A 12,725-nucleotide genomic window follows, 5' to 3' on the forward strand; every position below is an offset into this window, starting at 1 on the left:
CTCTCAAAAACTACAATCGCCTCTGCCGGGCGTGGCCTTACGCAGCCATGACGCGAAACATTAGGGCAGGTTACACTTCTTTTCCATGCCACATATAATCGGGAAAGCTGTCTTTTTGTATATGTCCTATTATACGAGCGTAGAATTCATGCCAAACTGGCAACACTCACCCCAAGGATGTGCCGATTATTCCGGTTCCGCTCCCGGCTGCGATGCAGCAATGCCACGGGCTTCGCACAAAAAACAGGCAAATTCGTTTCGCACCTGCAGCAATGTCTGGACAGGAGAATCAGTGCCGCTAGGTTAGCCGCGACAGAACGCCCCCGAACAGGACGAAACCGATGCGCGCCTTTCAGCTTTCCACCCTCGGTCAGGCCCCCGCCTTTCAGGATGTCACCCTGCCGCCGCCCGGTCCGGGCGAGGTGCGGCTGGCCATTGCCGCCTGCGGGCTGAACTTTGCCGATCTGTTGATGGTGGATGGCAAATATCAGGAAAAACCGGCCCTGCCCTTCACCATGGGCATGGAGCTTGCCGGGCGGATCACCGCAGTGGGGGCCGGGGTCAGCGGCTTTGCCCCCGGAGACCGGGTTGCGGTGTTTGCCGGGCAAGGCGGGCTTGCCGCTGAGGGCAATTTTGTGGCCAACCGCTGTCTCAAGCTGCCCGATGGCATGGATTTCCGTCAGGCGGCGGCCTTCCAGATTGCCTATGGCACCTCGCATCTGGCGCTGGATCACAAGGCGCGGCTGCAACCGGGCGAGACCCTGTTTGTCAGCGGGGCCGCCGGGGGCGTTGGCCTGACGGCGGTAGAGATCGGCAAACGCATGGGCGCCCGGGTGATCGCTTCGGTGCGCGGGCCGGCAAAGATGACGGTCGCCACAGCCGCTGGCGCCGATCATGTGATCGACAGCGATGCGCCGGATCTGCGCGGCCAGTTGAAGGCACTGGGGGGCGTGGATGTGGTATATGACACCATCGGCGGCCCGGGATTCCTGGACGCCCTGCGCGCCACCAAACCCGAAGGGCGACTGCTGGCCATCGGCTTTGCCGGGGGCGAGGTGCCGCAGGTGCCCGCCAATCTGCTGCTGGTCAAGAACCTGAGCGTGATGGGCCTTTATTGGGGCGGCTATCTGGCCTTCCGCCCCGAGGTACTGACGGCCAGCCTTGCCACGCTGGCAGGCTGGATCGCAGAGGGCGCACTGACCCCGCATATCAGCCACAGCTTCCCGCTCGATCAGGTGGCCGAGGCCATGGCCTGCCTGCGCGAGCGGCGCTCCACCGGCAAGGTGATCGTGGAGATGCCGGAGGCGGGCTGAGCCCGCCTGCCGGTTCAGATTTCTGTCGCCACCGAAAAGATCGTGTCGATCATCGCCTGCGTGCCCTTGGAAAACTCCAGCGGGCAGCCAAACGGCACGCCATCGCGCAACGAGCGCCCGAAGGCCTCGACCTGCAGGACATATTGGTTCACCGCCGGAAAGCGCAGGATTTCGGCCAGCGCGCCCTTGCGGTGCAGCTCGATCGTGGCCTCGCCGAACAGCCCGGCATTGAAGGGCGCTGTCAGGCGCAGCAGGCCGGTTTCGCCCTGAAACACCACCTCCTGCCGGGCGATCAGCCGCATCGAGGTCATGGCCGAATAGGTAAAGCGGCCCATCGGCCCGGCCATTTCGCCCACCACCTGCGCCCAGGTGTCCACGCCGTTTTCGCGGCGGAGGCGGGCCTCAAGCTGCAGCGGTTCGGCCCCGGCGGCAAAGCGCACCGAGCCATAGGTATAGACGCCGATGTCGCGGATGCCGCCGCCGCCGGTTTCGGGGCGGTTGCGGATATTTCCCGGATCGGCGCGGTTGTCATAGCTGAACGCTGTGTCGACATGCTCCAGCCGCCCGATGGCCCCCAGCGCGATCAGATCCCGCGCCTTGATCCATTGCGGGTGATGCACGATCATATAGGCCTCGGCCACCAGCAGGCCCGCGGCATCGCGGGCGGCGATCAGGCGGTCGAACTCCGGGGCGGCCATGGTCATCGGCTTTTCTGTCAGCACATGCTTGCCGGCGGCAATCGCCTTCAGCGACCATTCCAGATGCAGATGATTGGGCAGCGGGATGTAGACGGCATCAATCGCCGGATCGGCCAGAAGCGCCTCGTAACTGTCGTGCAGGCGCAACTTGGGACAAAAGGCCTGAAACGGTGCCGCCTTGTCGGGGCTGGAGGTGGCCAGCGCCACAAGTTCCGCGCCCTGTGCCGCGTGGATTGCGGGGGCCATATGTTCGGCGGCAAATTTCGCCGCGCCCAGAATTCCCCAACCAATTGTCATGCAGACCTCCCCTTGCGGCATCTGGCAAGACGCTAGTCCGCAGGGGGCTTGGGTGCAATGGCCGATGTTCGCGCTAACGGCACGCCCCCGCCCGGTCAGGGGCAGGGTTTGGCCTGCGCGGGATCAGCCGACGCGGCGCAGACGCAGATAGGTCATCAGGCCCAGCGGCGGCAGCGCATCCTCTTCCACCAGCTTGAGCCGGGCATCGCCCAGCACGCGGCTGCGGGCAAAATCGCTGTGCCAACCCAGAAGATCCGACAGCGGCGCAAACAGCCGCTCCATGCGCGCCAAGGCACCAGTGCCCTCCGCCGCGAAATGGTTGACGATCACCACATGCCCGCCCACCCGGCAGACGCGCGCCATTTCGGCCAGCACCTGTTCGGGTTCCGGCACCACCGACATGATGTGCATGGCACAAACCGTGTCAAAGGTGCCCGCACTGAAATCAAGGCTGCGGGCATCCATCTGGCGCAGTGCCCGCACATGGGTCAGCTGTTGCTCGCTGACCTTTTCGCGGGCCTTGGCCAGCATTTCTTCAGAAAAGTCGATGCCTGTCACCGCCATATGCGGCGCATAGAACGGCAGCGCCAGCCCGGTGCCGACCCCCACTTCCAGCACCTCACCCCCCACGTGATTGGCAAACCCGGTGGCGCGCCTGCGGCCCGCATTGGTCACGGCACCAAAAGTGCGGTCGTATACCGGCGCCCAGCGCGCATAACTTTTGGCAACGGCTTCAAGCTCCATCCGATGGCTCCTCTTCCACTTCGGGGGCGCGCCGGGCAGAGCGTAGCAAGCTCACCACCACGACACAGGCATAGATCAGGTCCAGCACGACCAGCGTGACCCAAGGATAGGCCAGCAACGCGGCAATCAGCGCGACAAAGCCCAGAAAGATGTAACGGACATATTCGGCCTGAAAGCTGATCTTCTTGAACGACGGGGTGCGAAACCGCCCGATCATCAGCGCGCCGACAAAGGCCATGTAAAGCGCCACCAGCCCAGCCGGAAACGGCTGCGCCGCATCCATGGTGAAGGCCGCGAACATCGGCAGGAAACACAGCATCGCCCCGGCGGGGGACGGCACGCCCTGAAAGCCGGTCTTTTCGGCGGTGGTATCAATCGCGCGGTTGCCAAGGTTGAACCGCGCCAGACGCAGCAGGCAGGATACAGTATAGATCAGCACGGCAATCCAGCCCGCCGCCTTCATGTCCTGCAAGGCCCACAGCCAGATGATCAGGCCCGGGGCCACGCCGAAATTGACGAAATCACAGAGGCTGTCGAGCTCGGCCCCGATCTGGCTTTCGCTTTGCAGCAGCCGCGCCAGACGGCCATCCAGCCCGTCCAGCACCGCCGCCAGCAGGATCAACCCGATGGCCAGCTTGAAATGCCCTTCAACCGCAAAGCGAATCGCGGTGACACCGGCACAGAGCGCCGCAACGGTCAGGAAGTTCGGCAACAGCCGGGCGAGAGGAAGCTTGCGCCCTGTGGGTTTCTCTGCCGCCATCCGTCACACCAGCTTGGCAAAGCGTTGCGGCAGATCGCGGCCCAGTTCCGCGATGACGGTTTCCCCCGCCACCATGGTCTGACCCAGCGCCACCAGCGGCACCACGCCGTCGGGCAGATAGACATCGACGCGGCTGCCAAAGCGGATCAGGCCAAAGCGTTCGCCGGTTTTCAGCCCCTGCCCTTCGCTGACAAACGGCACGATGCGGCGCGCGACCAGCCCGGCAATCTGCACCACCGCAATCTGGCGACCATCGGCCAGCTCAAGACACAGGCTGTTGCGTTCATTGTCCACGCTGGCCTTGTCGAGCGAGGCATTGAGGAATTTGCCCGGACGATAGGCCATTTTCACCAGCCGCCCGGCGATGGGCGCGCGGTTCACATGGCAGTTCCAGACCGACATGAACACCGACACTCGCAGCAGCGCCTCCGGGCCCATGCCCAATTCGGCGGGCGGCACGGCGCGTTCGATCAGCGAAATCACCCCATCCGCAGGCGAGACCATCAGCCCGTCGCCCTGCGGCACGGCGCGTTTGGCGTCGCGGAAGAAATAATAACACCAGACGGTCAGGCCGGTGCCGATCCAGCCCAGCGGCGTCCACAGCCAGAACAGCAGCAGCGTGATCGCGGCAAAGATGCCGACGAATTTATAGCCTTCGGGGTGCATCGGTTTGAGGAAAGTGCCCAGCATCGTCATCTTCGGTCGTCCTTCAAAAAGCGTTGCACCGTAGGTAACGACAGCAGCCCGCAGGATCAACCGAAGCGGCGCCGGAATACGACGCTTTGGACAGCAGAAGCGACGCAAAGTAAAGAGGCGGCGCGCATTTCCTGCGCACCGCCTGCAATTTCATCAGCCGAAAGCTGCCGGTCGGGTCACGTCGTCGGGTCAGGCCGGAACCAACATGCCCTTGCCTTTGGCCAGATCGCGCATCCGGGCCTGAAGCTTTTCAAAGGCGCGCACTTCGATCTGGCGGATGCGTTCGCGCGACACGCCATAGGATTCCGAAAGGTCCTCCAGCGTCACAGGCTCGTCCGACAGGCGGCGCTGCACGAGGATGTCTTTCTCGCGGTCATTCAGCACGCCCATGGCCTGCATCAGCAATTCGCGGCGGATGTCCAACTCGTCGCGTTCGGCGTAAGCCCCGGCCTGATCGCTGTCTTCATCTTCCAGCCAGTCCTGCCATTGCGTCGTGCCCTCGCCATCGCTGCCCACCGTGGCATTGAGCGAGGCATCCGAACCGGAGAGGCGGCGATTCATCGCGATCACCTCGTCTTCCGACACCGACAGATCCTTGGCGATGCGGGCGACGTTTTCAGGGCGCAGATCGCCTTCTTCCAACGCGCCGACCTTGGCCTTGGCCTTGCGCAGATTGAAGAACAGCTTTTTCTGTGCCGAGGTCGTGCCCAGCTTCACCAGACTCCACGACCGCAGGATATATTCCTGGATCGAGGCGCGGATCCACCACATCGCATAGGTGGCCAGACGGAAGCCCTTTTCGGGATCAAAGCGTTTCACCGCCTGCATCAGACCGACATTCGCCTCAGAGATCACTTCGGCCTGCGGCAGGCCATATCCGCGATAGCCCATGGCGATCTTGGCCGCCAGACGCAGGTGCGAGGTGACAAGCTTGTGGGCCGCAGGCGCATCCTGATGGTCGACCCAGCGTTTGGCCAGCATGTATTCCTGTTCCGGCTCCAGCAGCGGAAACTTGCGGATTTCCTGCATATAGCGGTTCAGCCCCTGTTCCGGGCTCGGTGCGGGAAGATTGGTATAGGTGCTCATTGTCTGACCCCCTTCTGCGCCCTGCGGATGTTCCCCCGCGCGGGCCATTGTTCTATCAAGCGTATCGGCGTGCCGCACCCTCGTGCTGCGCTACCACAAAAGACTTAACGTCAAATGGCGATGATCCGTCGCCGTTACGAGATTTATGTCACTACACTCACACAACTGTGTGGTGGCGCTAACGGTTCCCTCCGATTGTCGCCTCAGGCGTGGTGCTGCGGCTCAGCCCACAGCGCGCAGGGCATCGACCAGCGCCTGCATGTCGGCGGGCAAAGGTGCCTCGAATTGCAGCTCTTCCCCGCTCAGCGGATGGATGAAGCCCAGTGTCGCGGCATGAAGCGCCTGACGCGGGAAGCCATTGGCCAGATCGGCAGCAGCCTCGCCCACCGCCTTGGGGGCCACCTTGCGTTTGCCGCCATAGGTCTGATCGCCGATCAACCCGTGCCCGGCATGGGCCATATGCACGCGGATCTGATGGGTGCGCCCGGTTTCCAGCCAGCAATCGACCAGGCTCGCCACCGGCGGCGTGCCATATTCCTCGACCACGCGGGCGCGGGTGATGGCATGGCGGCCTTCGTTCCAGACCACGGCCTGCCGCTGCCGGTCGGTCTTGTGGCGGGCCAGATGGGTGGCGATGCGCAGGATGCCCCCGGTCTCGAAGCTCGCCCCCTTGACGCCGCGCAGACGCGGATCCGCCGCCGAGGGCGCGCCATGCACCAGCGCGATGTAATGGCGGTTCACGGTATGCGCCTCGAACTGCGCGGCCAGCCCGTGATGCGCACGGTCGGATTTGGCCACCACCAGCAGGCCCGAGGTGTCCTTGTCGATCCGATGCACGATGCCGGGGCGCTTTTCGCCGCCCACGCCCGACAGGGTATCGCCGCAATGATACAGCAGCGCATTGACCAGCGTGCCGGTATAGCTGCCCGGTGCCGGATGCACGACCATGCCCACCGCCTTGTTGACCACGATCAGGTCGGCATCTTCCCAGATCACCTCCAGCGGGATGTTTTCCGGCAGCGTGTCCACCTCGACTGCCTGCCCGATCACCAGATCGAACACCTCGCCTTCGCTGACTTTGGTCTTGGGGTCGGTGACGGCGGTGCCGTCGCGCAGCACCTTGCCCTCGGCAATCATCTTCATCAGCCGCGACCGCGACAGCGCCGCTTCCTCTGGCACCTCGCGCGTCAGCGCCTTATCAAGGCGGTCAGGCGGGGCCTCGCCGATCACCACACGCAGGGTGCCTTCGGGCAGGTCATCATCATCAGAAGGCAGGTGCGGCATGGACGATACTCCCGAACAGATCGAGCTGCCGCCCGGCCTGCGCTGGCTGAAAACGCTGGTGACGATCCTGACCGCCACCTTGATAATTGGCGTCATAACCATCGTAGGCCTGCTTGTCACGCGGCTGCCGGGGGCAAGTGGCGTGGTGTTCCCCGAGGCGCTGGCGTTGCCCGCAGGCGTCACCGCTGAGGCGATCACCCATGGCAAGGGCTGGATCGGCGTGGTGTCCACCGATGGCCGCCTGTTCATCTTTGCCCCTGACGGCAGCTTGCGGCAGGAAATTTTGATCAAACCTTAAGGCGTTTGCGCCATGCGCATGGCGTATTCAGCACAGCCCTTTCGGCGCGGCCCGGTCAGCATGGCGAAAACCCGAAAGGATGTGCCATGCTTGAAACCTATGGGGCGCAAGACGCCACGGATCTGGCCGCGCTGGTGGCTTGCGGCGCGGTGACGCCCACCGAATTGCTGGATGCCGCCCTTGACGCCTGCGCGACGCTCAACCCGCAGATCAATGCCGTGGTGCTGCCGCAGGAGGCTGTAGCCCGGCAGGCAATCTCGGCGGGTCTGCCGCGCGGCCCGTTTCACGGCCTGCCCTTCCTGCTGAAGGATCTGGGCTGCGAGGCGGTGGCCTTTCCGTCGCACAATGGCTCTCGCCTGCTGGCCAATACCACCTATGACCGTGACAGCGCGATCTATGACCGTATCCGCGCGACGGGGGTGGTGACATGGGGCCGCACCACCAGCCCCGAAGGTGGCGTCGGTGCCGCCACCGAAGCGGCGGTCTATGGCGGGCCGACGCGCAACCCCTGGCATCTGGACCATACGCCGGGCGGATCGTCGGGCGGGGCCGGGGCGGCGGTGGCCGCCGGGATCGTGCCCTTTGCGCATGGCTCGGATGGCGGCGGCTCGGTGCGGATCCCGGCAAGCTGCTGCGGCCTGTTCGGGTTCAAACCCACACGGGCGCGGCTGCCGGACGGGCCCTATGTCGGCGAAGGCTGGGCCGGCATGGCGATTGACGGCTTTCTGACCCATTCGGTGCGCGATACCGCCACGCTGCTGGATGCCTGTGCCGGGGCCGATGCAGGCGCGCCCTATCATGCACCGCCGCTGCTGCGCAGCCATGCCGATGCCATCAGCCGCCCGCCACGCCGGTTGCGGGTGATGCTGGTGGAGGGCACCTTTACCGGCCAGGCGATTCACCCCGAGGTGGCGCAGGCGGTGCGCGAGGCCGCGCATCTGCTGGAACGCCTCGGCCATCAGGTGACGCCCGCCCTGCCCCAGGCCGATGTAGCGATGATGATGCGTGCCTGGACCGATATCGTCGGCGTCGGCACCGCCCTTGGCATCCGCAAGGCGCTCAAGGGGCGGGCACTGACCGAGGATCTGGTCGAAGGCATCGGACGCGGGGCCTGCGCCCATGCCGAAACGCTGCACCCGACCCGCTATCTGGAGGCGGTCGGCCAGATCCACAGTTTTGGCCGCCAGATGGCGGCGGTGTTCGATCCCGAACAGGGCGCAGGGTTTGACATCCTCCTGTCGGCCACGCTGGCCGAGCCGCCCGCCCGCATCGGGCGCTTTGCCCATCACAGCGACGATTACGTTGCTTATCGCACCGGGCCGGGCGGCATCTTTGAATATTCGCCCTTCTGCGCGGTGTTCAACGCCTCGGGACAGCCCGCCGCCTCGGTGCCGCTGGGCATGAGCGCCGCAGGCCTGCCGATCGGCGTGCATCTGGCCGCCCGCTTTGGCGCGGATGAGGAATTGATCGCGCTTTGTGCAGAACTGGAAAAAGCCGCCCCCTGGACCGCCCGCAAAGCACCGCTTCGGGTAAAATGACTTGCTTCGCAGGAATAAGCCGGAAAATATGATCAAAAATAGCCTGTGAATCACCACAGCGCAGCAAGGGGGACCGGCTTTGACGGAAATCGCGATTGAGGCCCGCAATGCGGTAAAGGCCTTTGGTCAGGGTGGCGTGGCGGTGCGGGCGCTGGATGATGTGTCGGTGCAGATCCGCAAGGGCGAGTTCTTTACCCTGCTCGGCCCCTCGGGCTGCGGCAAGACCACGCTCTTGCGGCTGATCGCCGGGTTTGAAACCCCGACCTCGGGGCAGATCCTGCTCGACGGGCAAGACATCACCCATCTGCCGCCGAACAGGCGCCCGGTGAACACGGTGTTTCAAAGCTATGCGCTGTTTCCGCATCTGACCGTGGCGCAAAATATCGGCTTTGGTCTGGAAATGCAGGGCAAACCCCGCGCCGAGGTGAAGGCCACCGTGGCGCGGATGCTGGCGCTGGTACGGCTGGAGCCGATGGCCGAGCGCAAGACCTCGCAGCTGTCGGGCGGGCAACAACAGCGTGTGGCGCTGGCCCGCGCGCTGGCCCCGCAACCGAAGGTGCTGCTGCTGGACGAACCGCTGTCGGCGCTGGATCTGAAGCTGCGCAAGGAAATGCAGGTGGAGCTGAAGCGCCTGCAAACCGAAACCGGCATCACCTTCATCTTCGTGACCCATGATCAGGAAGAAGCCCTGACGATGAGCGACCGTATCGGCGTGATGAGCGCGGGCAAGATCCAGCAGATCGGTGCCCCGCGCGAAATCTATACCCGCCCCACCAACCGCTTTGTCGCTAGTTTCATCGGCGAGACCAACTTCCTGCCCGCCACCGTGTCGCATGGGCATGTGACCCTGAAGGCCGGCAGCCGGATCCACGCCGGCAATGCCCATCGCCACAGCGGTGATTTCACGGTGGCCGTGCGCCCGGAGCATGTGCGCATCGTCGCCGCCCATACCGAGGGCGCGATCCCGGCGACCATCCGCAATCTGGTCTATTTCGGCACCGACACGCATTACCACATGGAGCTGAGCGACGGTTCCGAAGTGGTGGCGCGGCTGCAAAGCCAGAGCGCGGACGAGGCCGGGCTGTCGCCGGGCAGCGCAGTGGGGCTGACCTTTGCCGAAGGCTCGGCCCGCGTGCTGGAGCATTGAGCATGAGCGCAGAATCCGACGCCCGCGCGGCGAAAACCCGCAATGCCTGGGCGCTATCGGCCCCGGCGCTGATCCTGCTGACGGTTGCCGCCGCCGGGCCGCTGCTGATCGTTCTGACCTATTCGTTTCTCAGCCCCGGCAAATACGGCAATGTGGAATGGGTGTTCAGCCTCGATGGCTGGCGCGGCATCCTCTATACCAAGGACATCTTCGACGAGACGCTGAAACTCGCCGATGCGCATCTCACGATTTTCTGGCGCTCGGTCAAACTGTCGCTGCTGACCACGCTCATCACCTTTGCCGTCGGCTTTCCAACCGCCTGGTTCATCGCCACCCGCCCGCCAAAGGCCCGCGCGCTGTGGCTGTTTCTGATCACCATCCCGTTCTGGACCAATCTGCTGATCCGCACCTTCGCGATCAACGAGGTGATCCGCAACGAAGGGCTGATGAACACCGTTCTGATCTGGTCGGGTCTGATCGACCGGCCCATCGCCATCATCTATACCGATGTCGCGGTGCTGATCGGCATGGCCTATGTCTATCTGCCGCTGATGGTGCTGCCGCTGTTCGCCGCGATTGACCGCTTCGACATGCGGCTGCTGGAGGCAGGCTATGATCTGTATGCCAGCCGTCTGGCCGTGCTGCGCCGGGTGATCCTGCCGATTGTGAAGCCCGGTATCGTGGCCGGGTCGATCCTCGTGTTTGTGCCCAGCCTCGGGGCCTATGTCACCCCGCGGGTTCTGGGGGGTGGCAAGAACATGATGATCGGCAATTTCATCGAATTGCAGTTCGGGCAGGGGCGCAACTGGCCCTTGGGGGCGGCGCTGTCGATGACGCTGCTGATGATCGTGATGGTGGCGCTGCTGGTCTATGTGCGCGCGGCGAACAAGGGGAGCAACCCGCATGGCTGAGCGCAATTTTTCGGCCACGCGCCTGCCCGGCTTTGGCCTGATCGCCGTCATGGCCTTTGTGGCGCTCTATCTGCCGATCTTCACCCTGGTGGCCTATGCTTTCAACTCCGGCACCTCGATCGCTGTCTGGGAAGGCGTGTCGCTGCACTGGTTCAGCAAGGCCTGGGAGAATGAGGCGGTCAAGGCGGCGACGCTGCGCTCGCTGGGCATTGCCTTCTGTGCCAGCGTGATCGCCACCTCTGCCGCCACGATGGCCGCCCTTGGCACCACCCGGCGCGCCGCCTTCAAGGGGCAGACCTTCATCTATGTGATGATCAACCAACCGCTGATGGTGCCCGAAATCGTCACCGCCGTGGCGCTGCTGATCTTTTTCGGCGTGGTCAAGGCCTGGACCGGCTATCAGGGGCTTGGGTATCTGATCCTCGCCCATTCGGCCTTCTGCATCCCCTTTGCCTATCTGCCGATCCGCGCGCGGCTGGAGGGGATGGACCTGAGCCTCGAGACGGCCGCCGCCGATCTTTACGCAGGCAGCTGGCAGACCTTCCGGTTTGTCACCCTGCCCTTGCTGCTGCCGGGTATTCTGGCAGGGGCGATGCTGGCCTTCGTGATCAGCCTTGATGATGTGGTGATCACCGAATTCGTGAAGTCCGGCGGGCAGGATACCTTGCCCACCTATATGCTGGGCCAGATGCGCCGGGCCATCACCCCCGAGGTCAACGCCATCTCCACCGGCCTGCTGGCGCTGACCGTGCTGTTGCTGACCGCCTTTTTCCTGCTGACCCGCAAGAAGGGCTGACCCCGATCCTACCCAAAAAGACTGCCACCAAAGACAACAAAACCAACAAGGAGAGTATGATGAAACATCTGTTGAGTGCCGCCGCCGTGCTGCTGGCCACCACCAGCCTCGGCCATGCCGAAGGCACGCTGCAACTGTTCAACTGGGGCAATTACACCAGCCCGGAACTGCTGGCGAAATTCGAAAAAGAGACCGGGATCAAGGTCACTGTCACCGATTACGACAGCAATGATACCGCGCTGGCCAAGATCGAGGCGGGCGGGCATGGGTTCGACATCGTGGTGCCCTCGGCCAATTATGTGCCGATCTTTGTCGAAAAGGGCCTGCTGCAAGAGCTGGATCTGACCAAGCTGCCCAATCACGGCAATATCGCGCCGGAATGGCAGAACGTCGATTGGGACGCCGGGCGCAAATTCACCATTCCGTGGCAATGGGGCTCGACCGGGATTGCCGTCAACACCAAGGTCTATGGCGGCGACATCCACACCTCGGCGGTGTTTCTGGAGGTTCCGGCAGAGTTGAAGGGCAAGATCAACGTCGTGCCCGAAATGAACGATATCGTGAACCTTGCGGTGATGTATGCGGGCGGGCAGCCCTGTTCTGAAGATACCGAAGTGCTGAAAAAGGCGCGGGATCTGCTGCTGGCGGCCAAGCCCGACTGGATCAGCATGGATTACGGTGCCACCGAGAAACTGTCGAACAATGACTGGGCGGCCTCGGTCAACTGGAACGGATCGACCATGCGTGCCCGCCTTGCCAATGCGGATGTGGCCTATGGCTATCCGAAAGAGGGTTATCCGCTGTTCATGGATTCGGCAGGCATCCTGAAAGACGCGCAGAATGTGGAAGAGGCCTACAAGTTCCTCGACTTCGTGATGGTGCCGGAAAATGCCGCCATGATTTCGGCCTTTGCGCGCTATGCCAATGGCATTGCCGGATCGGAAGCCTTCATGCCGGAAGACATGAAGACCGCGCCCGAAGTGGTGATCCCCGAGGAATTCAAGGCCTCGGGCGTGTTCCTGCCCACCTGTGCGGGCAAATCGCAGGAATACATCACTGCGATCTGGACCGAGTTGCAGAAGTAAGTGGCACAGGGTCGCGTCACGGACGCGGCCCTTGGGCGGGGGGCATTGCCCCCTACCCCCCAAATATCCCGA

General features: G+C 63.7%; 13 protein-coding genes. 7 read left to right on the plus strand and 6 right to left on the minus strand.

Annotation, left to right across the window (positions count from 1 at the left end; all coding sequences use genetic code 11):
• Positions 1-341: 341 nt before the first annotated feature.
• On the plus strand, positions 342-1,313 hold the full coding sequence (locus tag KM031_RS03885) for an NADPH:quinone oxidoreductase family protein (protein ID WP_215503248.1): 972 nt from the start codon (positions 342-344) through the stop codon (positions 1,311-1,313).
• Positions 1,314-1,327: 14 nt separating this feature from the next.
• Here KM031_RS03885 and KM031_RS03890 read toward each other — a convergent pair whose 3' ends face one another.
• The 6 genes from KM031_RS03890 to KM031_RS03915 form a co-directional block, all read right to left on the minus strand.
• Positions 1,328-2,308 carry a Gfo/Idh/MocA family protein gene (locus KM031_RS03890; protein ID WP_215503249.1) on the minus strand — a complete coding sequence of 327 codons (981 nt, stop codon included), beginning with the start codon at positions 2,306-2,308 and terminating at the stop codon, positions 1,328-1,330.
• Positions 2,309-2,431: 123 nt separating this feature from the next.
• Complete coding sequence (locus tag KM031_RS03895; RefSeq protein ID WP_215503250.1) at positions 2,432-3,052, minus strand: class I SAM-dependent methyltransferase; 621 nt, start codon at positions 3,050-3,052, stop codon at positions 2,432-2,434.
• Positions 3,042-3,812: a CDP-alcohol phosphatidyltransferase family protein gene (locus tag KM031_RS03900; protein ID WP_215503251.1), complete on the minus strand. Its 771-nt coding sequence runs from the start codon at positions 3,810-3,812 to the stop codon at positions 3,042-3,044. Before KM031_RS03900 ends, KM031_RS03895 begins: the two co-directional genes overlap by 11 nt.
• Positions 3,813-3,815: 3 nt before the next feature.
• Entirely contained in the window at positions 3,816-4,508 is a 693-nt protein-coding gene (locus KM031_RS03905) for a phosphatidylserine decarboxylase (protein WP_215503252.1), read from the minus strand.
• 189 nt (positions 4,509-4,697) lie between these two features.
• Positions 4,698-5,594: an RNA polymerase sigma factor RpoH gene (rpoH, locus tag KM031_RS03910; protein WP_215503253.1), complete on the minus strand. Its 897-nt coding sequence runs from the start codon at positions 5,592-5,594 to the stop codon at positions 4,698-4,700.
• Positions 5,595-5,816: 222 nt separating this feature from the next.
• Complete coding sequence (locus KM031_RS03915) at positions 5,817-6,878, minus strand: RluA family pseudouridine synthase (protein WP_215503254.1); 1,062 nt, start codon at positions 6,876-6,878, stop codon at positions 5,817-5,819.
• Here KM031_RS03915 and KM031_RS03920 point away from each other — a divergent pair.
• The 6 genes from KM031_RS03920 to KM031_RS03945 all read left to right on the plus strand — a co-directional run bounded on the left by KM031_RS03920 (position 6,877) and on the right by KM031_RS03945 (position 12,653).
• Entirely contained in the window at positions 6,877-7,176 is a 300-nt protein-coding gene (locus tag KM031_RS03920) for a DUF6476 family protein (RefSeq protein ID WP_215503255.1), read from the plus strand. The genes KM031_RS03915 and KM031_RS03920 overlap by 2 nt on opposite strands.
• Before the next feature lie 86 nt (positions 7,177-7,262).
• Complete coding sequence (locus KM031_RS03925) at positions 7,263-8,714, plus strand: amidase (protein WP_215503256.1); 1,452 nt, start codon at positions 7,263-7,265, stop codon at positions 8,712-8,714.
• A 79-nt stretch (positions 8,715-8,793) separates the two neighbouring features.
• A complete protein-coding gene (locus KM031_RS03930) occupies positions 8,794-9,861 on the plus strand; it encodes an ABC transporter ATP-binding protein (protein WP_215503257.1) in 1,068 nt (355 codons plus the stop codon).
• Between the two features lie 2 nt (positions 9,862-9,863).
• The gene (locus KM031_RS03935) at positions 9,864-10,772 is read left to right on the plus strand and encodes an ABC transporter permease (RefSeq protein WP_215503258.1); all 909 of its coding nucleotides are present in this window, start codon (positions 9,864-9,866) and stop codon (positions 10,770-10,772) included.
• A complete protein-coding gene (locus KM031_RS03940; RefSeq protein ID WP_215503259.1) occupies positions 10,765-11,568 on the plus strand; it encodes an ABC transporter permease in 804 nt (267 codons plus the stop codon). The genes KM031_RS03935 and KM031_RS03940 overlap by 8 nt, the downstream gene beginning before the upstream one ends.
• A gap of 59 nt (positions 11,569-11,627) precedes the next feature.
• Positions 11,628-12,653: an extracellular solute-binding protein gene (locus KM031_RS03945; RefSeq protein WP_215503260.1), complete on the plus strand. Its 1,026-nt coding sequence runs from the start codon at positions 11,628-11,630 to the stop codon at positions 12,651-12,653.
• Positions 12,654-12,725: the final 72 nt, after the last annotated feature.

This window comes from Gemmobacter fulvus (assembly GCF_018798885.1).
Taxonomy (GTDB): domain Bacteria; phylum Pseudomonadota; class Alphaproteobacteria; order Rhodobacterales; family Rhodobacteraceae; genus Gemmobacter; species Gemmobacter fulvus.